This is a genomic window from Rhodospirillales bacterium, from assembly GCA_020638175.1.
Classification (GTDB): Bacteria; Pseudomonadota; Alphaproteobacteria; order Micavibrionales; family Micavibrionaceae; genus JACKJA01.
In genome coordinates, this window is record JACKJA010000002.1 from 1,798,608 (window position 1) to 1,820,039 (window position 21,432).

Annotated in this window: 23 protein-coding genes; 14 read left to right on the forward strand and 9 right to left on the reverse strand. The window is 54.0% G+C overall.

Annotation, left to right across the window (positions count from 1 at the left end):
* Nucleotides 1–10 precede the first annotated feature (10 nt).
* On the forward strand, nucleotides 11–721 hold the full coding sequence (locus H6868_08950) for an HAD-IA family hydrolase (GenBank protein MCB9989439.1): 711 nt from the start codon (nucleotides 11–13) through the stop codon (nucleotides 719–721).
* Entirely contained in the window at nucleotides 718–1,614 is an 897-nt protein-coding gene (locus H6868_08955; protein ID MCB9989440.1) for an isoaspartyl peptidase/L-asparaginase, read from the forward strand. Before H6868_08950 ends, H6868_08955 begins: the two co-directional genes overlap by 4 nt.
* Here the strand turns inward: H6868_08955 and sppA are convergent.
* From sppA to fabI, 3 genes are all read right to left on the reverse strand, one after another.
* Complete coding sequence (gene sppA, locus H6868_08960; GenBank protein MCB9989441.1) at nucleotides 1,577–3,466, reverse strand: signal peptide peptidase SppA; 1,890 nt, start codon at nucleotides 3,464–3,466, stop codon at nucleotides 1,577–1,579. The two genes, H6868_08955 and sppA, sit on opposite strands and share 38 nt — an antisense overlap.
* A gap of 69 nt (nucleotides 3,467–3,535) precedes the next feature.
* Nucleotides 3,536–4,621, reverse strand: coding sequence for a chorismate synthase (gene aroC / locus H6868_08965; GenBank protein MCB9989442.1), 1,086 nt, complete (start codon nucleotides 4,619–4,621; stop codon nucleotides 3,536–3,538).
* On the reverse strand, nucleotides 4,618–5,475 hold the full coding sequence (gene fabI, locus H6868_08970) for an enoyl-ACP reductase FabI (protein ID MCB9989443.1): 858 nt from the start codon (nucleotides 5,473–5,475) through the stop codon (nucleotides 4,618–4,620). Before fabI ends, aroC begins: the two co-directional genes overlap by 4 nt.
* A gap of 220 nt (nucleotides 5,476–5,695) precedes the next feature.
* Between fabI and H6868_08975 the strand changes: the two genes are divergently transcribed.
* Complete coding sequence (locus H6868_08975) at nucleotides 5,696–7,246, forward strand: hypothetical protein (protein MCB9989444.1); 1,551 nt, start codon at nucleotides 5,696–5,698, stop codon at nucleotides 7,244–7,246.
* A 56-nt stretch (nucleotides 7,247–7,302) separates the two neighbouring features.
* Here H6868_08975 and H6868_08980 read toward each other — a convergent pair whose 3' ends face one another.
* A complete protein-coding gene (locus tag H6868_08980; protein ID MCB9989445.1) occupies nucleotides 7,303–7,773 on the reverse strand; it encodes a glycine zipper 2TM domain-containing protein in 471 nt (156 codons plus the stop codon).
* Between the two features lie 114 nt (nucleotides 7,774–7,887).
* On the opposite strand from H6868_08980, the gene pdxH reads away from it, so the two are divergent.
* The 4 genes from pdxH (at nucleotide 7,888) to H6868_09000 (ending at nucleotide 11,927) form a co-directional block, all read left to right on the forward strand.
* Nucleotides 7,888–8,502 carry a pyridoxamine 5'-phosphate oxidase gene (pdxH, locus tag H6868_08985; protein ID MCB9989446.1) on the forward strand — a complete coding sequence of 205 codons (615 nt, stop codon included), beginning with the start codon at nucleotides 7,888–7,890 and terminating at the stop codon, nucleotides 8,500–8,502.
* Nucleotides 8,475–9,311: a hypothetical protein gene (locus H6868_08990; GenBank protein MCB9989447.1), complete on the forward strand. Its 837-nt coding sequence runs from the start codon at nucleotides 8,475–8,477 to the stop codon at nucleotides 9,309–9,311. Before pdxH ends, H6868_08990 begins: the two co-directional genes overlap by 28 nt.
* A gap of 81 nt (nucleotides 9,312–9,392) precedes the next feature.
* Nucleotides 9,393–11,339, forward strand: coding sequence for a molecular chaperone HtpG (gene htpG, locus H6868_08995; protein MCB9989448.1), 1,947 nt, complete (start codon nucleotides 9,393–9,395; stop codon nucleotides 11,337–11,339).
* A 72-nt stretch (nucleotides 11,340–11,411) separates the two neighbouring features.
* Nucleotides 11,412–11,927: a hypothetical protein gene (locus H6868_09000; protein ID MCB9989449.1), complete on the forward strand. Its 516-nt coding sequence runs from the start codon at nucleotides 11,412–11,414 to the stop codon at nucleotides 11,925–11,927.
* A 6-nt stretch (nucleotides 11,928–11,933) separates the two neighbouring features.
* On the opposite strand, the gene H6868_09005 is transcribed toward H6868_09000, so the two are convergent.
* On the reverse strand, nucleotides 11,934–12,935 hold the full coding sequence (locus H6868_09005; protein ID MCB9989450.1) for an adenosine kinase: 1,002 nt from the start codon (nucleotides 12,933–12,935) through the stop codon (nucleotides 11,934–11,936).
* 76 nt (nucleotides 12,936–13,011) lie between these two features.
* On the opposite strand from H6868_09005, the gene H6868_09010 reads away from it, so the two are divergent.
* The 3 genes from H6868_09010 to H6868_09020 all read left to right on the forward strand — a co-directional run bounded on the left by H6868_09010 (nucleotide 13,012) and on the right by H6868_09020 (nucleotide 16,204).
* Nucleotides 13,012–13,596 (forward strand): TetR family transcriptional regulator, encoded by a 585-nt coding sequence (locus H6868_09010; protein MCB9989451.1) that lies wholly within the window; start codon nucleotides 13,012–13,014, stop codon nucleotides 13,594–13,596.
* 202 nt (nucleotides 13,597–13,798) lie between these two features.
* The gene (locus H6868_09015; protein ID MCB9989452.1) at nucleotides 13,799–15,169 is read left to right on the forward strand and encodes a CZB domain-containing protein; all 1,371 of its coding nucleotides are present in this window, start codon (nucleotides 13,799–13,801) and stop codon (nucleotides 15,167–15,169) included.
* A 96-nt stretch (nucleotides 15,170–15,265) separates the two neighbouring features.
* Entirely contained in the window at nucleotides 15,266–16,204 is a 939-nt protein-coding gene (locus tag H6868_09020; protein ID MCB9989453.1) for a ribokinase, read from the forward strand.
* Here the strand turns inward: H6868_09020 and H6868_09025 are convergent.
* The 3 genes from H6868_09025 to H6868_09035 form a co-directional block, all read right to left on the reverse strand.
* The gene (locus H6868_09025) at nucleotides 16,201–16,356 is read right to left on the reverse strand and encodes a putative motility protein (protein ID MCB9989454.1); all 156 of its coding nucleotides are present in this window, start codon (nucleotides 16,354–16,356) and stop codon (nucleotides 16,201–16,203) included. The two genes, H6868_09020 and H6868_09025, sit on opposite strands and share 4 nt — an antisense overlap.
* Nucleotides 16,357–16,436: 80 nt before the next feature.
* Nucleotides 16,437–16,955: a hypothetical protein gene (locus H6868_09030; protein MCB9989455.1), complete on the reverse strand. Its 519-nt coding sequence runs from the start codon at nucleotides 16,953–16,955 to the stop codon at nucleotides 16,437–16,439.
* Nucleotides 16,956–16,980: 25 nt separating this feature from the next.
* Nucleotides 16,981–17,613, reverse strand: a complete 633-nt coding sequence (locus tag H6868_09035; protein MCB9989456.1) for a response regulator — start codon at nucleotides 17,611–17,613, stop codon at nucleotides 16,981–16,983.
* Nucleotides 17,614–17,766: 153 nt separating this feature from the next.
* On the opposite strand from H6868_09035, the gene H6868_09040 reads away from it, so the two are divergent.
* Nucleotides 17,767–18,198 carry a metallopeptidase family protein gene (locus H6868_09040; protein ID MCB9989457.1) on the forward strand — a complete coding sequence of 144 codons (432 nt, stop codon included), beginning with the start codon at nucleotides 17,767–17,769 and terminating at the stop codon, nucleotides 18,196–18,198.
* Nucleotides 18,199–18,282: 84 nt separating this feature from the next.
* The gene (locus tag H6868_09045) at nucleotides 18,283–18,447 is read left to right on the forward strand and encodes a hypothetical protein (protein MCB9989458.1); all 165 of its coding nucleotides are present in this window, start codon (nucleotides 18,283–18,285) and stop codon (nucleotides 18,445–18,447) included.
* 10 nt (nucleotides 18,448–18,457) lie between these two features.
* Here H6868_09045 and H6868_09050 read toward each other — a convergent pair whose 3' ends face one another.
* Nucleotides 18,458–19,033: a macro domain-containing protein gene (locus H6868_09050; protein ID MCB9989459.1), complete on the reverse strand. Its 576-nt coding sequence runs from the start codon at nucleotides 19,031–19,033 to the stop codon at nucleotides 18,458–18,460.
* Between H6868_09050 and H6868_09055 the strand changes: the two genes are divergently transcribed.
* Complete coding sequence (locus H6868_09055) at nucleotides 19,032–20,807, forward strand: ABC transporter substrate-binding protein (GenBank protein ID MCB9989460.1); 1,776 nt, start codon at nucleotides 19,032–19,034, stop codon at nucleotides 20,805–20,807. The genes H6868_09050 and H6868_09055 overlap by 2 nt on opposite strands.
* Nucleotides 20,808–20,889: 82 nt before the next feature.
* Nucleotides 20,890–21,429 carry a hypothetical protein gene (locus tag H6868_09060; GenBank protein ID MCB9989461.1) on the forward strand — a complete coding sequence of 180 codons (540 nt, stop codon included), beginning with the start codon at nucleotides 20,890–20,892 and terminating at the stop codon, nucleotides 21,427–21,429.
* Nucleotides 21,430–21,432 lie beyond the last annotated feature (3 nt).

Below are 21,432 nucleotides of genomic sequence, written 5' to 3' on the forward strand. Positions count from 1 at the left end.
AGACTTTGTCATGAGCTTGCAAAAACCAACCATTGTCCTGTTTGACATGGACGGCACCACCGTGCGGCATTTAAACCCGCGGCTGCTCCATATTCTGGAATGGCTGGACGATCTTTCCTACAAAGTTGCCAAGTTTTTCTCGCGCCTGTTCCGCCGGAAAATCCGGCACATGCCGCTGACCGAGTATCGCTCCGGCAAGCGGCCCAAGCGCCTCGTCCACCGGGCCATTCACAAGATCCGCCGCAAACCGGTCGAGGAAATCGTTGCGCCCTGCCCCGGCATTTATGACATTCTCGACTTGTTCAAAGCCCACAACATCCCGATGGGGCTGGTGAGCTCCGGCATGGGCAAGGGCTATGGCCACGATATTCTGGAAACGTTCGAGCTAACCCCCTATTTTGCCGTCACTGTCTTCCGCGAGGATATCCGCAAATCCAAACCGAACCCGGAGCCGCTGCTGAAAGCGCTGAGCGACCTGCCCCTCCCGCCGCAGGAAAACGATGTCATCTGGTATATCGGCGACCGCCGCAAAGATGTTCTGGCGGCGCTGACCGCGGCCGAGCACCTGCCCTGCCCGATCATCCCGCTGGCCTATAATCTGCACGCCGCCATCGCGATACTGGAAAACAACCTCCCTGCCGAGCACATCATCATGGCGTGGCCGGACCTGCTCCAGAAACTCGAAGACATTATCCCCAAAGCGGGGAAAAAATTCGCATGACCTACTCCCTGATGATCCACGGCGGTGCCGGCTCCTCCCCCCTGCAGGAAAAAGTCAGCCAGCAAGTCGTCCTCGACAGCATGACAATTATCCTGGAAGCCGGGCGAAAAATCCTGGAAGCCGGGGGCAGCGCTCTGGAAGCCGTACATCATTGTGTAAATCTGCTGGAAAATGATCCCCACTATAATGCCGGGCATGGCGCGCGTGCCAACAGCGAAGGCAACTATGAACTTGATGCCGCCATCATGGATGGCCGCGATATGAGCGCCGGAGCCGTCGCCGCCGTCCCCAATCTGAAAAACCCGATTGATCTGGCGGCCCTCGTCAAAGACAAAACGCCCCATGTCCTGCTGTCCGGCGAAGGCGCTATCCGCTTCGCACAGGAACACAGCGTACCGATCGAAAGCCGGGATTATTTCGTACTGGCCCACACCAAAATTGAAAAACTGATCGTCGAGGAACATGGAACCGTCGGCGCCGTGGCGCGGGACAAACACGGTAATCTGGCCGCCGCCACATCCACAGGCGGCTGGGATACCAAAATGCCGGGCCGCATCGGCGACACCCCGATCATCGGCGCAGGCACATGGGCCGACAATCATAACTGCGCCGTATCATGCACCGGCGTTGGCGAACAATTCATCCGCACAGGACTGGCCAAACACATCGCCTTCCTGATCGAAGAAAAAAACATGGACGCCCCGCAAGCCGCACAAACTGCGATCGAATATCTCGTCGCCCGCGTCAACGGTATGGGGGGCTTCATTGTCATTGATAAAAATGGCCGAACATCGAGTGCCCAGTCCAGCGATCTGCTGCGTCACGGGTGGATAGAAAATGGAGGCCCGACGAACGTCAGTCTGGCAGCACCGATACAGGTTCATAGGCGCTGATCCCTGACGAAGACGTCTGTGTCGCGGCATCCATCCGGCTCAAAAAAGGTTCCAGCCAGGAAACTTGGCGCATATAAGTCTGCAAAGACTGTCCCATCGTCACCTGCCCCTCCAGCAAACTCATCAGCTCTTCAACCGGCGTCAACGGCTTGGGCATCACAACCACGTTAAGCGCTTTTTGATCCGGGACACCGACCACCGCGGCGGCATAATCCAGCGCCTCAGACAACCCACCCAACTCATCAACCAGCCCACGCTCCAACGCCTGCGCCCCGCTCCACACCCGGCCGCGGGCAATCTCCTCGACAGCCGCCGGAGTCATATGCCGCCCTTCCGCCACGCGCGCGACGAACGCATCATAGGTATTATCCATCAGGGCATTAAACCGCTCCCGGCTGCGATCGGTCAACGGCTCGTTCATCGACCACATCCCGGCGTTCGCCCCCCATTGCAACGTCCCCCAGTTCACCCCGACCTTGTCCCACAAACCGGACAGGATAAACTTGCCGCCCGTCACCCCGATCGAACCGGTCAGGGTCGCAGGCAATGCAAAAATACGGTCAGCAGGAGCCGCAATCCAGTACCCGCCCGATGCCGCCGCGCCGCCCATGGATACGATGACCGGTTTGCCCTTTTCCTTCTGTGCCTGAACCAAGGCCCGCCGGATGGTTTCGGACGCCGACGGCGAACCGCCGGGACTGTTAATCCGCAAGACAATCGCCTTGACCCGTTCATCCTCGGCCGCAGCGTCTATATAACCGGAAATATCCTCGGCCGCCGCCACATCGTCACGCCCGATGCCGCCTTCGCTGCGGGAAACAATCATGCCCTGCGCGTAGATCACAGCCACCACCGGCCGTTTAACGGCCTGCGCCAACAAGCTCTTTTCATGCCCGTGCGCCAGCGCATAATCCGCCAGCCGCACAAACGGGATATCGGTGTTATCGGGATCGCCCGTCATCTCCGCGTGCGTCTCGGCCACCAGAACATCGGCATAATCCACCCGGTCGATCAACCCGGCGACCAGAGCTTCTTTTCCGGTTAACAGGCCTTGGTCGATCTCGAACTTCAAATGAGTCACAGGCACCATCCGCGTCAACGCGATGTCATGCACCATCCGGCTTGCCATGTTGTCGATCAGCGCCGTCATCGATTCTTCCGTGGCCGCCGACATGTCGCGTTCCATAAAGCTCTCAAAGGCATTCTTATATTCCTTGCGGGCAAAAAACGCCGGCGTCACCCCGGCTTTATCCAGAAGGTCACGCATATAGGGCATCTCCGCGCGCATCCCGCTCAAAGACAAAACCCCGATCGGCTGCATCCAGATTTCATCAAAGGCCGAGGCCAGATAATACGGCGCCAGACCATTCCCGGCCTCGCCATAGGACTCGGCATAGATATAAGCAAACTTGTTCCCGTCTTCGCGGAATGTCTTCAGGGCCGCGCGCAACTCCTGAATTTGGGAAACCCCCGGCACACCGCCCTTGATCTCGGCAATTAACCCGCGCACGCGATCATCGGTAGCCGCCGCCTCCAGCGCCGCCACAGCCTCCCGTATCGTCAGCGGTTTTTTCCCGAACGGCGCAGTGAAGCCACCATGGGTGTTTTCCGGATAAGCCCCCTCGATCGGCATGTACAAAACCATATCCTTGGGCAAAGACGGCACGGATTCCTTTGAGGAAAAGAACGCCCCCATCAAGGCGCTAATCAGCACAAAAGCACCAATAACCATGCAAGTCCGTTTCAACGCCGACCAGAGAAACCCGCCTATACGCGGCTTTCTTTTCTGCGGTTTTTCCGGCTTGTGCGGCGGAGAAAACAAAGGACGTTTGCGGAAATAGTTTTGTGACATAGGCTCGGCTTTCACTCTCTTTGATACCGGTAAAAGATAACGGAAAGCCAGGGTAAAAACGAGGAGTTTTTACAGGCACTGCGCCTTATGCCGTAGCCAGTGATCGGCCAGAACACAGGCCACCATAGCTTCGGCCACGGGAACACCGCGAATTCCAACACAAGGATCATGACGCCCTTTGGTTACAATGTCGGTTTCATTACCGTCTTTATCAATGGTCCGCCGCGGCGTCAGGATCGAACTGGTCGGCTTGAATGCCACGCGCGCCACAATATCCTGTCCGCTGGAGATTCCGCCCAGAATGCCGCCTGCATGATTGGACTGGAATTCAGCCGCGCCATCCTTGCCGATCCGGATCTCATCGGCATTTTCAACGCCCGTCAAAGCCACCGTTTCAAAACCGCTGCCGATCTCGACCCCCTTGGCCGCATTGATCGACATCAACGCCTTGGCCAGATCCGCATCCAGCTTGTCATACACCGGCGCGCCCAGCCCGGCGGGAATCCCGCTGACCTGCACTTCGACCAACGCTCCGACGCTGTTGCCGTCCTTGCGGACATCTTCGAGATATTTGGTCCAGTGGCCAATAATGCCATCCCACGGCGCAAAAAACGGGTTCTTATCAACCTCGTCCCAGTCTCGATGCTCTGGGTCAATCTTAAGAGATCCGATTTGCACCACACCGCCGCGAATAATAACTTCTGGTCCGATCTGGGTCGTCAGAATTTTACGGGCAATCGCCCCCGCCGCCACGCGCATCGCGGTCTCCCGTGCCGAAGACCGCCCACCGCCGCGATAATCGCGGATACCGTATTTCTCCATATAGGTAAAATCGGCATGGCCGGGACGGAACTTGTCCTTGATATCGCTGTAATCCTTGGATTTCTGGTCCTGATTTTCAATCACCAGTGCAATCGGCGTCCCGGTCGTCAAGCCTTCGAATACCCCGGACAGGATTTTCACCTGATCGGGTTCCTTGCGCTGGGTGGTAAATTTGGATTGCCCCGGACGGCGTTTATCCAAAAAGGGCTGTATATCAGCTTCGGAAAGCGGAATGCGGGGCGGCACGCCATCGACCACACATCCTATCGCCGGGCCGTGGCTCTCCCCCCACGTCGTATATTGAAACAATGTACCAAAACGATTCCCGGTCAAGCCGCTTCCTCGCTGTCATCCTTCGGGGCAAAGCTGTTGAGCAACTCTGCCGTTTTTGCGGCATTATCAACCGCGCACATTCCAACAGTATGGAATCCGCTGTCAACATGAAGGACTTCGCCCGTCACGCCGCTTCCCAGATCGGAGAGCAGGAACAGACCGGAATTCCCGACTTCCTCAATCGTCACGTTCCGGCGCAGCGGCGCGTTATATTCATTCCATTTCAAAATCGCGCGGAAATCACCGATCCCGCTGGCGGCCAGCGTTTTGATTGGCCCGGCAGAAATCGCATTCACGCGCACACCCTTCGGCCCCAGATCAGCCGCCAGATAGCGCACAGAGGCCTCCAGCCCGGCTTTCGCCACGCCCATCACGTTATAGTGCGGCATCACGCGCTCCGCCCCGTAATAGGTCAGCGTCAACATCGAGCCTCCTTCATTCATTAACGGCGCCGCCCGTTGCGCCACGGCGGTAAAGGAATAGATCGAAATATCCATCGTACGCTTGAAATTCTCGCGCGTGGTGTCAAGATACAAACCATCCAGCTCGTTCTTGTCGGAAAAAGCAATCGCATGAACCACAAAATCTATGCTGCCCCATTTTTCCTTCAGCGTATCGAAAACCGTGTCCAGACCGGCATCATCAGTAACATCACAAGGCAGGACGATATCAGATCCAACACGCTCGGCCAGTGGTTTTACGCGTTTTTCCAGCGCTTCACCCTGATAGGTAAAAGCCAGTTCAGCCCCCTGATCGGCCAGCGCTTTGGTGATCCCCCAGGCAATCGAGCGCTCGTTTGCCACACCCATAATCAATCCGCGCTTTCCAGCCATAATTCCATTATTTTGCGTCATGCGTATCCCATCCTAAATCGTACGGTAAATTTATCAGTAGAATTGCGTGTGATTTCTGCACATTCAAGCGAATTTGTCCAGCCCTAGCATAAATGAAAAACCGCCATAAACCGGAAAATTTGAGATTTTGTTAACCCGCCGGTGCTACATTACGCTTGGGCATATAAATTTTCTATGGAATTTCATGACGTTAAAGCTCGACACAGTTAGACAGACATGTATGGCCATCTCCCGCCAGGTGATGGACTGCTTTGACTCGCTTTATATCCATTATATCGTCCACCACGACGGACAACTCACCGAAGCGCTGGGCGTCGCCAGCCACGAGATTCTGCACCATCCCGCCGCCCAGACAGCCCTGCACCTCCTGACCCATGGGACCACAGGACACGATTCCTCACTGCTGGGGACAGCCGTAGCCCAGAAAAAGCTTTTTCTGGGGCTGTCACGGGAAACATCCTATATGGCCTTGTGTACGCTCAATCTGGATCAGTTTAAAACCCTGACGGAAGCCCGGCGCGAGGCGTATCGTCTGGCGTGGCACGCAATCGACACTATTAAATACCGCGACCATACCTATAACGTGCAAACCGGCGAAAGAGATATCATCGTGCGCAAGCGAAACGCTCTGCAAATGGGGGATGCCAACCTGCATGCCGACATCTTCAGCGCCTTCATGTGTGCATTACAAAAAGACAGCGCCGCCATCGAGCAAACCGCCAAAATGCGGGCGGCCAACGTTCTGTCCTGTCTGCCCGGCCATCTTTCGCACCTGTTTCCTTATCCTTTGGCCATGGACACAACGTATTTCGCCTATGCCAAACAACAAAACAAACATGTGCTGAAAAACCGGATGCTGCCGCTGGCTTTGAAGATGACCGAGAACATCGCCCAGCATTTCGATCAGGACGTCATAAAAAGCTGGCTCCTGTTCAGCGAAGCCGCGCAAGATATGGCGTGGCAGGGATTTTCCCAAGAAGACATATTGAGCGCCGCCATCAACACCAGCGACAACACGCAAGTCCGCTCTGCCGGTTACCTTGTTTCCGAACTCACCGGCATCGAACCGGCGCCGATTTTTAGCGCTATGGTCCAATATAGCGCGTTTGCCGACAGCCAGTTTAATGAAAAACTGCATGATGAAATGGTGCAAAAGGTTTTTGAAGATGTCATTGCGCAAGGCTTAAAACTGAAAAGTATTTCCCCCTTCCTCGACACCGCCAACTTACAGAATGAAAGACTTGTCTTCGCCCAAACGCTGGGGTGGTGCGCCGAAGCCCTGCAGGATTCAGCCAAAGTCTTCGAACAGGCTTTGAGCAGCGGCGGCAACCCGGAAACGTCCGCGCGCCAGCGGTTTGAAGAACGGCAAAAGAAAACCCTCTGGGAAGACCTGGAAGATCTGGGCCGCACCATAGTCAAACGAAACCGCGACGGCGAAACCGTGACAATGGACGCCTTGCCGGAGCTGTGTAAGAACAAGGCCGGTCTGGCCGCCATCAAGAAATCAATGGACCGTACCCTGTCTCAACCGGCCTACCGCGCCAAGATGGAAGCTGCCGGCCCCCGCGGGCTGACCTCTTTGTCACCGGCCGGCCCCGGACTGAAAGCCCCGCCGACAATTACGCCGCGCACACCGGGACTGGGACCGTCCGTACAGGCACCGCCGCCGCCCGGACTGGGGCTGGGCGGAAAACCGGCCAGTCCGCCGCCGCGCACGCCGCCCGTGGAGAACACGACGACACAGGAAACTGTTACCGAACAACGCGAATAAAAAGAAAGGCCGCTCTCTCAAGCGGCCTTCTTCATCAGATATTACCTTAGGAAAAACTAGATAATTTCCCACGTCCCATCGGGGTTCTGGCAAGCCGTACCGACACCGGTTTCGGCCTTGCCGCCGATGTAAATGGTTTGTTCGTATTCACGGCAGTAACGGCCTTTATTGCTGGTCCCTTCCTGCGTCGGGGTGTAGGAACCGCTGTTGCCGCTTTCCGGGTTGCTCCATGCGACCGTTTCACCGATCGGCGCTTTGTAAGCGTTCAGCTGTGCCTGCTGCATATACATGCGGTCGGCTGCATCCAGCGACCGTCCGATCTCGCTACCGATCAGCGTACCGAGCAAAACGCCCGCGCCCGTCGCCCACAAACGGCCGGAACCGCTACCAATCTGGGAACCGGCCAAGCCGCCCAGTACCGCGCCGCCCAGGCCGCCCATCGTTTCTTTCTGGCCCCAGTCGGTCGTCTGACAACCGGCCAAAGCCACGGAAGCCGCCACAGCGCTTACTAAAATCATATTCTTCATGCGTTGATCGCCTTTCTCTCTTGATTAAAAATCAAATCGTATAAACATCTAGGCATAGACATAGTACAAAACAAGGCATAAAACCACAAAAACCATAAAAATACAGAGGGAAAAATGAAGATCGAGACATTCGAAACCGCCGCCGAGGCTCCGGACGACCCGTTTACCCTGTTCCATATCTGGTATGCGGAGGAACAGGCCGCCGAGGATATTTTCCCCGATTCCATGTGCCTCGCCACCGCCGACGCGCAAGGCCGCCCGTCCGCGCGCATAATGCTGCTCAAGGGACTCGATGAACGCGGCTTTGTCTTCTACACCAACAAGCAAAGCCGCAAGGGCGACGACCTCGACCAAAACCCGCAGGCCGCCCTGTGCTTTTACTGGAAAGGCCCGGAAAGGCAGGTCCGCGTCGAGGGCAAAATCGAACATGTCAGCGCCGAAGAATCCGACGAGTATTTCGCCACCCGCCCGCGCGGCAGCCAGATCGGCGCCTGGGCGTCCCGGCAATCACAGCCGCTGGCCCGCCGCACCGAGCTATTCGACCGCGTCGGGGAAAACGAGCTCAAACATGAAAACGATGAAATCGTTCCCCGCCCGCCGCACTGGGGCGGCTATCGCCTCGTCCCCGACCATATCGAGTTCTGGCGCATGGGCGACTTCCGCCTCCATACCCGCATCCTCTATACAAGGCACGGTGAACTGTGGGCGAAAGAGATGCTGAATCCGTGAGAAAAAAATTTTTTAGCATTTATTCAAGAAATATGATAAAAAAATTAGTCATAATAAAAAACGATAAAAAAATGAACGACTACAAACCAGCTATTGCCGAAACAAACCAGTCAAAAATTTATACGCATAACCGTGCCCATATCGCACTAGGGCATGCCTTTTCCCTGACCTGCCGTCAGGATGAAAACATCACAACAATGGGGGCTCTAAAGACGCTCGCCCCCGAACAATTGCGCGGCATTTTCAATGATCTGGTGAATCATGAAATAACAAGCGCTCCCGACAATCAAGGAGCTCTCATCATATTTCATGCCATCGACCCAGCAGACGAGATCAATCTGACCAATTCAAAACTCGCCAACCTTCATTTTCATGTCATCAGCGGACCGCTAGCAGAAGATAGTCAGTATATCCAAACTGAAAAAACATACGTCCCTCACCCCAATCCGGATATCACTGAAACTGTGCGTAGCATGGTTGAAAGAGAACAGGTTTCTTCATGGGATATTCTGAAACTAGGCACCAATAGCGGCGGAGAAGCCGCTATACACAATATTCTGGTCCATCCGGGATTCCGCAAACTGTCCGATCTGGCTACAAATGGCAGCGATGCTGATATTGAATTGTTCCGCGAAAACATGATCGAATTAATCGCCCCCTTCACAGAAGATGGGGTTGGCGGTACAAGAATTATCATTGATGAGCGTTATAATAACACGGGCATGCTGACGGTTCACGCCATTGGCGGCGAACTGCTGGGACACCCCCCCGATCCAAAGCACCGCTGGTTTAATCGACCGTCACCGTAATTTTATAAACACCCACTCTGGAATTTTTCATGGGGAACCGCTATATTGCCCCCTATGACAAACGCACAGACAAAAGAATCCATGGATCACGAAGAAACCCTGTCCTTTTCCGCCGACGTAGCGCGGCTGCTGGAAATCGTCGCACACGCGCTGTACTCGAACAAGGAAGTGTTCCTGCGTGAGCTGATCTCCAACGCCGCCGATGCCTGCGACCGCCTGCGCTATGACGCGCTGGAAAATCCGGCTTTAAGCGCCGGCGATAGTGATTTCAAAATCCACGTCACCAAGGACACCGACGCCCGCACCGTGACCGTCCGTGATAACGGCATCGGCATGACCCGCGACGAACTGGTCGAAAACCTCGGCACCATTGCCAAATCCGGCACCCGCGCCCTGATGGAACAGGCCGCGCAAGCCAAAGACAGCAAGGATAAACTCTCCCTGATCGGCCAGTTCGGCGTCGGGTTTTACGCCGGCTTCATGGTCGCCGATAAAATCGCCGTGATCTCGCAAAAGGCGGGAGACAGTCAGGCATGGCACTGGGAATCCGACGGCCGCAGCGGCTTTACCATCCGCGAAGCAACCAAAGACGAATCAGAAAAACTCGCCGGAACCCACGGCACCGCCATCGTCCTGCACATCAACGACGATTCGAGCGAATATCTGATCGACCAGAAACTCGAAGAGGTCATCAAAACCTATTCCGATCATATCGGCTTCCCGATTTACCTCGGCGATTTCCCGGAGCCTGTCAACCGCGCCGGCGCCCTGTGGATGCGCCCGAAAAATGAGATTACGACCGAAGATTACGATGCGTTTTACAAACATATCGGCCATGGCATGGATGAACCGCTAGCGACCCACCACTGGCACGCGGAAGGCAAGATCGAATACACCGCCCTGCTCTTCACTCCGACGCTGCGCCCATGGGACCTGTACGATCCGGGCCGCAAACACGCCGTGCGCCTCTACGTCAAACGCGTGTTCATCAGCGATGATTGCGACGGCTTGATGTACCCGTGGCTGCGGTTCCTGCGCGGCGTCATCGACAGCGAAGACCTGCCGCTGAACATCAGCCGCGAAATGCTGCAACACAATCCGGTGATTGCCAAAATCCGCTCTGGCGTTGCCAAGCGTATCCTGAGCGATCTCGATAGACTGTCCCGTGACAACGATGTTGATTTCACAAATTTCTGGAATCAGTTCGGCGCCGTTCTTAAAGAAGGACTTTATGACGCCCCCGAACACCGCGAAGCGATCCTGAAAGTCACACGGTTTTTCTCAACGCATGAGGAAAACAAACTGACCTCTCTCGCCGATTACGCCGAACGCATGAAAGACGGTCAGGACGCGATTTACTATATCAGCGGCGAAAACATGGAAAACCTCAAGAATTCACCACAGCTCGAAGGCTTCAAGGCGCGCGGGCTGGAAGTCCTGTTCTTCACCGATACAATCGATGATTTCTGGCTGCAAAACGTATCCGATTTCGACGGCAAACCGTTTAAATCGATCACCAAAGGCAATATCGATCTCGATCGTTTCGAAAACCAAAAAGACAAAGAAAAACAAGAAGATGCCGGCGACAGCGAAAGCACAGACCTCGCCCCGTTGATCGAAAAAATGAAAACCATCCTGTCCGAAGATGTCGGCGAAGTGCGCGTCTCCAAACGCCTGACCGACTCCCCGGTTTGCCTCGTCGCGGCAGACGGCAGCGTCGACATGCACATGGAACGCGTCCTGAAAATCCATCAGAGTTACACACCGCAATCAAAACGCGTGCTGGAAATCAACGGCAAACACCCGCTGATAAAGAAAATCGCATCGCTCACTACCTGTCATTCTGACCCCCGCGAAAGCGGGGCGGAAGAATCTAAAGATCCTTCGCTTTCGTCTCAGGATGACATGATAGAAGACGCCACCTATCTGCTGCTCGATCAGGCGAAAATCATTCAAGGTGAACCGGTCAGCAACCCCTCCCGTTTTGCCCGGTCAATTGCCGCATTTATGGAGCGCGGCTTACAATAAATTTGACATAAAGAACATCCCTCTGTATCTTGCGTGCTAGTTAGCCAACGCCATACATAGGGGATCACCATAATGAATTTCACTAAAAACCTGCTTCTGACGGGCCCCACCCTTGCCCTTTCCGTCACATTTTCAGCGCTCGCCAACGCACAGGATTGCGATCAGGGTTTCATTAACACGAATGCATTAGCCGACAGTCTTGCCCGCACACCGGCGGAAGAATGGAACACAGAGCTTCTCGGCCAACTAACGGGTCGAACCAGAGACGCTTTATATAAGAGCCTGAAAAAGGCCACAGATAATGAACAAAGACAGGTCGAAAGAGCCCTGAAAACGATCAGCAAACGAAAAGACAAATACACTGAAGAAAAAATCGCACAACAATTTGCAGGCAAACTTGATAAAGATTACGTAGCCATCCTCCAAAAATTGGCAGCAGAAGAGATTGACGATCAAGCCGCCCAGCAAGAAACAAGCGATCACTTTTTAGAGAAAAGTACCACCATCAGCCAATCCATCGCTGATGTGGATAAAAGCGAACCTTTGTGCGCAACAGTGACAGCGCCCGCTCCTGTGCTCGCACGATAACTCCGTTCAAGCCGCTTTTTCCATCAATTCACTGTACGAAACTTCCGGGCGCGGGCCCATGTGCTGGATCACTTCCGTCGCCGCCAGCGTCCCCAGATGCCCGCATTCGGCCAACGTCCGGCCGTTTGTATAGCCATACAGGAACCCGGCGGCATACTGGTCCCCCGCCCCGGTCGTATCAACAACGTGCTCCGGATGTCCCGGCGCAATTTCGATCACCTTGCCATCCGCAACAATAACGGACCCTTTGGCGCTGCGGGTCAGGGCCGCAACCTCGCATTTTGCCGCCACAGCCTGCACGGCCTCCTCAAAGGTCTCCACCTGATACAGGGATTTAATCTCATCTTCGTTAGCAAACAGGATATCAATATGATGCTCGACCAAACCTTGGAAATCCGCCCGGTGACGGTCGACACAAAACGGGTCGGACAAGCTGAGCGATACTTTTCGCCCGGCATCGTGAGCCACCTGCCCGGCCTTGTAGAACGCTTCCTTGGCATGCGCCGGATCAAACAGATACCCCTCCAGATAGGTCACTTGCGCCGCCGCAATCACGGCGTCTTCGATATCTTCCGGCCCCAGCTCTACCGCCGCCCCCAAAAACGTGTTCATCGTCCGCTGCGCGTCCGGCGTCACGAGAATCAGGCAACGCCCGGTCGGCGCTCCCAGGGCCAAAGGCTGCGTGTCGAAATGAACCCCCATAGCTTTTAAGTCGTGCTTGAACACAGCGCCGAGCTGGTCATCAGCGACCTTGCCAATATAAGCCCCCCGGCCCCCAAAAGAAGCAAACCCGGCAATCGTATTCCCGGCCGACCCGCCAGAGCTTTCGACCCCCGGCCCCATATCGGCATAGAGCGCTACGGCTCGCGGCTCGTCAATCAGCATCATGCCGCCCTTTTTCATGCCAAATTGCGCGTCTTGCGCGGCAATAAACGCCTCCTCCGCATGGGACAAAACGTCCACCAAAGCATTCCCCACAGCGACCAGATCGTATTTCGTTTCAGACATAGATTGCATTCCCGGTTTGAATTTCCTAAAAATCAGTTCTATCTGTAATGGATACAAACGAAAAGTAAAACCGCTTATGCCTAAAAAAACCACAGGAAATATCCGCAAAAAAATCGTGGATGCCGCCTTGTCCCTAGCCGCTGAAAAGGGCTGGGAAGCCGTCAATATGCGTGATATCGCCGACCAGACGGGCCTCAAACTGCATGAGCTGTACGAATATGTCGAAGACCGGTTTGACATTCTGGCCGCATACGGCCGTATCATAGACCGCACCGTCATGGAAAGTTGCGGTGAAAAACCTGCGGACACATCCCCGCGCGATCACTTGTTCGATTTGTTAATGGAACGCTTTGACATTCTGAACGAAAACCGGGACGCCGTTTGCTCTGTTTTGTCATCCTTTCGCTGTGATCCCAAACAAGCCGTTATCGGCTTGCCCCATCTGGGAAAATCCATGACCAGAATGCTGGAAGCCGCAAACATCAACACCGCCGGCTTCCGGGGCGCCCTCAAGGTCACGGGACTATGCGCTCTTTACCTGAAAACCCTGCGGGTATGGATGCGGGACGACAGCCCCGACATGGCCAAAACCATGGCTGAACTGGATAAAAATCTGGAAAAAGCCGAGCAATGGTCGCTGTCTTTCCGCATTACGCCGTAAAATAAAAACATTCCGCCCAAAAACAAAATGAATATCTTTATACATTCAAGAATGTATAAAGTCACACATATGTATTCAAAACATCTAATACTATATTCAATACACCTAATGGACATACAAATACTTCCATCAACTCAAAAAGTATCTTACATTTATTGTCTCGATACACACGATCAAACAAATATCAGAGGAGACAGATATTATGGAAGCCGTCGCTATAGACAGTAGTCCTGAACTCAAAACAGAAATATCACCACAAAAACGGCTGATTAATTTCATGAATTCCCTGTTAGAAGGGCATTTCGAGCCCCCCGAACTGGACATGGGTCTGGAAGTCGATGCACAAGCGGCCAAATTTGCCAAAATCATGGAAAAACGTGCAACCGACCAGCTCGACCACACCGTCAACCTCTCCATGCAAGCCAGTGAGATTATGGCCGCCGTCGCCAATATGACAGGGGGCTCCCGTGACATCGACAAACGCGGACAAAATATTGCCGCAAGCATTTCGCAAATTGACGGCGCATTCAAACAAATATCAGAGAGTTGCACAACATCATCGGAAACCATCGTAACCGTTGAAAACCGCACACAAAGCAGCGCCGAGGCCGCGTTAAAAACCAGCACTCGCATGAAACAGATTGCCGGCGACGTCACTCATCTGGTCGAGAAATTTTCTTTTCTTACAGAAGCATCCCAACAAATTGCCGATATTCTGGACACTATCGAAGCCATCGCCAGCCAAACAAATTTACTGGCGCTTAACGCGACCATCGAGGCCGCCCGCGCCGGGGAAGCCGGCAAAGGGTTCGCCGTCGTCGCCAACGAAGTAAAAACACTGGCTAATCAAACCTCAACCTCCGCAAACGATATCCGGGATAAAATTGCCAACCTGACACGCGGTGTCGGCGAAATATCCGGGATGATCGAAAATATCGGCGGCGCCATAACCGAGGGTGAAAAACTGGTCAGCGAAGTCAGTAACGGCATGACGGAAATCAACGAAGCTGTCACCTCATCCAGTCACCACATCAACCTGGCCAAGCAGTTGATGGATGAACAGGTAGGCGCTATTCATTCCGCCAATCAGGATATGTCCCTGATCGCGAACGAAATTTCAAATAACAACGAAAAAACAGAACACGTCATCAGCACCGTTGCCCAAACGGAAAATATTCTGAACGATGTTTTCGCTCAACTGGACAAAATGACGATCCCCAATTACCCGCTATACCGGGCCAAAGCGGACCATTTCCTCTGGAAGAAAAATCTGGCACAAATGTTTGTCGGCATGAATAGCCTGAAGGAAGACGAGCTGGCCGATCATCACAGCTGCCGCCTTGGGAAATGGTACGACAATCTCAAGGAAGAGCATATCCGCAACCACCCGGCTTACAAGGCCATGATGGATCCTCATGAACGGGTACACCGGTACGGAAAGGCCGCCGTGCGCCTTTATTCAGAGAAAAATGAAAAGGATGCCCAGCACGAGGTTTCCCTGATGAACCAAGCATCCAATGAGGTTGTCGCTCTGCTGAATGATCTCTTGAAGGATCTGAGGAAATCCCGTTAACCGGCCCTTGGAAAAGAGCGTTCTCTTTCACAGGCAAACATGTAATAATTATCTGGTTAATTGCCGTTACATCTCATCAGGCAGAGGAATTATTTCATGCTTATTGTCTTTGGCTCCATAAATCAGGATATGTATTTCCCGGCCAGTGTCTTGCCAGAGCCGGGAAAAACCGTTTTGTGCGCGGCTTACACCACCGGCGGCGGCGGCAAAGGCGCGAATCAGGCGTTGGCAGCGGCCCGGTGCGGCGCGAAAACGGCCCTGGTCGGGCGCGTGGGCGATGACGGCATGGGTCTCAAGATGCTCAACCACATCCGCCGCGAGGGCGTAATGACATCCGGCGTGGTGCAATCCGATTTTCCCACCGGCTGTTCGGCGATCATCACGAACAAAGAAGGAAAGCGCCACATTGTCGTCGCGCTGGGAGCAAATGCCGACATCAATTCGGAGCAAATCCCCAATGACATTCTCGGCCCCGGCAATGTCGTCCTGATGCAAATGGAAATCCCGCCGGATCACAACTGGGACATCATCAACCGCGCCCATGAACATGGCGCAACAACGATTTTAAATCTGACGCCGGCCATACAGGTTCCCGCGGAAATACTGGCCAAGCTGGATTATCTGATTATCAATGAGCTGGAAGCCCGGCAAATCGCCGAAAAACTAGGCCTCAAGATGGATAATGCTGCCCTTCTGGCCCGCGCGCTGGCACAACAGGGGCAAAACCTGACCTGTATTATCACACTGGGGCCACGCGGCTCTATCGCCGTCACCCCGGACAATCAAATCATCGCCGTCCCGGCTATCAAAATTGATCCGGTCGATATTACCGGGGCTGGTGATGCCTATTGCGGAACACTGGCGGCCGGTCTGCATGGACAGGTCAGTCTGGTTGACTCGATGAAACGTGCTTCGGTCGCCGCGACACTGTCATGCCTGAGAAAAGGCGGACAGACGTCCTTCCCGCATCTTGATGAAATTAATGAAAAACTGCCGGAACTCGGCGAAGTAAAAATCGAACAAATTACCGATTAAGCCGCTATATCAACGTTAGCACCCCGGCCTTCCGCCACAGGAACATCCAGAATAGCCTGCTCCAGAACGGATGCCAGCTGCTGCTGCATATCAGCCGACTGCTTCATCACACTCAAAGCCACGGCCTGCTGTAACATTGCCTGTTGAGCCATAATCGCTGCACCGCCATCCATAGGAAACTCTCCTTAAGTCGATTCTAGATCAATTATAACGCAAATTTATAAAGCAAACACTAACCTTGTGATACAACGCCGTCATATTTGTTGTAGTAACGGACACAGGCGTCATACAGCTCTTCGGCAAGCAGCCGCCCTTCGGCGCCACCATCCCCGCGCAGACCGCTGGAGACAATAACATGTATCGTCTGGTAATGAACCTCGACCAGACGCAGGGCATCCTTGTTCAAATCTTTCACGTCTTCCAGGAAATTAAGAATCACCCCGGCGATCTCGGTCACCAGACGATAACGGAACATCCCGCCATTGGCTTTCAGCTCCATAATCGGGCGAACCAAAGAGTCCACCGCGGCCGCGCCCTTAACCTTGTCAGCCTTTATAGCATCAATGGCTTGCTTTAATCGCTTCAGATACCCGTCCGCATAAGGCGCAAAATCCAGATCGTTCTTATCGAGAAACAACTGGGCCTTATCAAGTAATTGCGGATCAATGCCGCCATAGCCGACTTTTTCCCGCAACACATTAGGGGGAGTGTAAAATTTCACTTTTCCAGTTTCTGTTGATCCTGTAGCCATCCGTCACTCAATCCAACAATGAAAGTTAATTTACATCGCTTTTCGCTTTTTCGCGCAATTCGCGCAAAATCTGGCTGGCCTTATCCCTGTCAACCAGATCAATCTCAAAACCGTCTCCATCGCCATCATTAGCCTGTACAGCCATATCCGCGCCTACGGCATCCTCATCTTCATCCCCATCACGGCGATAAGGCCCGACATATTCCTTTGGCCGTTTCCGGCGACGATCAGGCCCGAAAAACTCTCCCGAATCCACAAATTTACGGGGCTTTTCAACCAGCCGTTCAATCCGCGCATATAAATCGCGGGACGTAAACGGCTTAACCAGAAACTCGGTAATCCCCATATCCCGTGATTGTTCCACCCGTATTCTGTGGCTGTAACCGGTCATCATAACAATCGGGACAAATTTGTTGGGTGACGACGGATCTTTTCTTATCTGCTCGGCCAGCTTGATACCGTCCATAGGCTCCATCAGCCAGTCCGTCAAAACGATATCGGGATTGTATTTGCGGAACTTTTTAAAGGCCTCTTCACCGTTCGTTGCCGTATAAACGTTTTTAAAGCCGAAAATACGCAACAACGACGCCACCAGCGACAGCATGGGATTCATATCATCTACGACAAGAACCGAGGCGTTTTCAAACCTGTATGACATTCAACACATATCCCGATCTCAATATAAGACTTATTTTATCCTCTAAAATCTCACGAATTCCTTAACAAAACAACAGGGAATATGGCTTTATGATTGCCTTGCCCGTGATTTCGTCGTACATTTGGTCATAGAATCAACGCAGAGGCAGGGCTCATGGATCGACAACAGATCATCATGAATTTTACAGTTCCTCCCTCCATAGAGGACGTAGAGATCATCACCCGCACGGCATTGGAAAATCTGCCGGAGGAGCTCATGGAGTTTTGTGATGGTCTGGCCCTCAAAGTCGAAGACATCGCTGATGAAATCACCCAGACGGAACAGGATATCGACGACCCCTTTGATTTAATCGCCCTGTTTTGTAACGGCTCCCAGATTTCCCCCGGTGTACAGAGCAAAGTCGCCAACGATGACGACATCATCATCATCTACCGCCGCCCCCTGCTTGATCTGTGGTGTGAAAGCGGCGAAGACCTGAATGTTCTGGTCCGACAGGCTCTGATTGACGAACTCGGAGCCAACTTCGATTTCTCAGAAGACGAAATCGAGGAAATGAGCCGCCGCCATTTCCAAGGCATGCTCTAGCCCCCACATTTCCTTTGACAACCGGCTTTCACCTGTCTTAACGGTAATAATCCGGTTCATAAAAACATAGAGAGAGTGTGTGCCATGAATGAGCAAAAAACAGACAAAAGCCCTGTACAAATTTCATTTAAGGATATCGCCGGCGGTGTCCCGCCGTGTGCCAGCGACATGCTGGGAACGCAAACGCCGCCACCGGCCCCGGACAAGAAAGTCTCCGGACACACGGTCATGAAAGCGGTCATTTCATAAGGCCGTTTTACTACACGTCCTGTCCCCGGCCAGAACGCTTCAGGCGTTGCGCAAACGCGCCGTAAACATCGGCACGGTTACAAACGATCCGGATTTCCTCCAGTTGACCGATCAACCGCTCACGGATGCCCTGCACCGCCAGCCGCGCCGCCCGCTGCAGGGGAAACCCGTCCCCGCCGGTCCCCAGCGCCGGAAAGGCTATTTTTTTCAACCGCATTTTCTGCGCGGTTTCCATCGCCCCGCGATAACACCGCAAAAGGTCGCGCTCTTCTAGGTCGAATCCTGACCGCCATGTCGGGGTTACAACATACAAAATATGTTTTACCGGCAAGTCAAAGGCCGGCACGGCAAATACATCGCCGGGCCGCGGCCGGTGGATATGCTCCAGGATAAAATCATCCAGCGCAATCCCCGCCCGTTCGATCAAACAGGCATTCAGCGATCCGCCACAATCAAGGCTGGTGGAAATCGACGATACGATCGCATCGACATCGCCTTGCTGCGTGATATCGCCTTCGATCAACGTAATGCGCCGGATCAAATCTTGTTTGGAAGGTACGCGTTGGGATGGTATGACATTAGACATGCGTAAAATTATAATACATATTTCTTTCCTGATCCTTACCTTTATCGCACCGGCCCACGCCGAGTCTTTTTATGGGCTGGCAACGCACGGCACACCCAAATACGGTCCGGATTTCGATCATCTGTCCTATGTGAACCCGGACGCCCCCAAGGGCGGCACCCTGAAACAGGCCCGAATCGGCACCTTTGATACCCTCAATCCCTTCTCGATCAAGGGCAAGGCCGATGACGGGTTGGCCCTGTTTTATGACCGCCTAATGGCCCGCGTCTGGGATGAACCGTTTACGCTCTACCCGCTGATTGCCGAAAGTGTCGACATCCCCGAAGACCGCTCTGCCCTGACCGTTCATATCAACCCCGCCGCCCGTTTCCATAACGGCAACCCGATAACCGCCGATGACGTTTTGTTTTCCTTTGAGACACTCAAGGAAAAAGGCCGCCCGAACATGCGGCAGATTTACCGGTTGGTGGAAACCATCGAAAAAATCGACGATCACACAGTCAAAATGACCTTCGGAGAAGGGTATAACCGGGAAACCGTGATGATTCTGGCCATGATGCCGGTCTTGTCCAAAGCTTACTGGACCGGACGCGATTTCGAGGAAACAACGCTGGATACCCCGGTCGGCAGCGGCCCTTACCGCATCGCCGAAGTTGATCCGGGACGCAAACTGGTGCTAGAGCGTGTGCCGGATTACTGGGCAGCAAACCTCCCCGTCAACCGCGGCCAGTTCAATTTCGACCGGCTGGTTTTTGATTATTACCGCGACGACACCGTCGCTTTTGAATCGTTCAAGGCCGGTGAATACGATCTGCGCCGGGAAAACGATATCGCCCAGTGGGTCAGCGCCTATGATTTTACAGCCGTGCAAAACGGCGCCGTTAAAACCCAGAGCTTCCCCCATGCCCGCCCGGAAAAGGTCCGCTCCCTGATCTTTAATACACGCCGCGCGCCGTTCGATGACATCCGCGTCCGGAAGGCACTGACGCTGGCGCTGGATTTTGACTGGATCAACAAAACCCTGTTCCACGGCCATTTCAAACGCATCACAAGCTACTACCCCAATTCGGAACTGGCCGCGCACGGGCAGCCCTCCGCCGGTGAAACCGCCCTACTCGGCCCATGGAAAGATCAACTGCCAGAGGATGTTTTCGGCCCCAGCTGGACACCCCCCGCCAGTGATGTCCGTCAAAATTTAAAGACAGCCGACGCCCTGTTAAAAGAAGCCGGATGGACAATTGAAAACGGCCGGCGCGTTAAAAACGGCCAGCCTTTCAGCTTCGAAATCCTCCTCAACGCCCCGGAAGAGGAAAAAATAGCCCTCGCCTTTATCCGGTCCCTGAAACGACTGGGAATTGACGCCCACGTCCGGGTTCTGGACAGCGCCGCTTACCGGGGCCGCCTGAACGATTACGATTTCGACATGACGCTTTATTACTGGTGGAACAGCCTGTCACCGGGAACCGAACAGATGCTCTACTGGTCGTGCGCCGCCGCCAACCAGCCGGCCCGCTGGAATTTCGCCGGCATCTGCAACCCGGCGGTTGACGCACTGGCACAGGACATTGCCGATGCGAAAGACCGCGCCGATCTGGTCGCCCACGCCCACGCCCTCGACCGCGTACTGATGGCCGGACATTACATGATCCCACTTTACTATGCCGGAGAAGACGACATTGCTTACCGCGCATTTCTTCACCATCCCGAAACTATTCCGATCTATGGACCGGTTCTGGAAACATGGTGGACAGATAATATTATGGGGAATAAATGAAATCATCATTGAGGCCAAGCCGCCGCCTTGCTATCCTTGCGACGAAGCCATATTCGAATCACATGAATTGACAGGATCATCCATGACCGACAAGCGTTTATTCCTGACCCTCAGCAGCGCGGCATTACTCGCGCTTTCCGCCTGTGCCGCGCCTTATGACGAAGACGCCCTGGCCCATCACGCGCATTACTGGCAACGCGCCAACACCACGGATGCCACCTATCAGCGCGGCCCCAAGGCCCAGCAAATGCTCAATCAGGACATCGCCCGCTGCATTACCGAACTAAAAGAACTGGAACGGACCGGTGCCCTGCGTCATGCCCTCCCCGGCAATACGGAGAATGGCTGGATGCCCGACCCGGAAACCCCGGAAGGATTGCTGGCTGAATATGACACGCCGGAACGCGATGGCGCCTTGCGCTACGAACACCTCGAATACCATGATTTTGAGGGCTGCATGATTAACAAAGGCTGGGAACGGATCAAAAGCGTTCCCTACGACGTCGCTGCCGAATCGCGGGAAACCTATCTGGAAACCATTCTGGGTGAGAAATACCAGAGCAAATACGGTGACAACGCCTCTGCCGGCAAAGAAGGCGATTATGACGGCCTGAACGAGTAACTC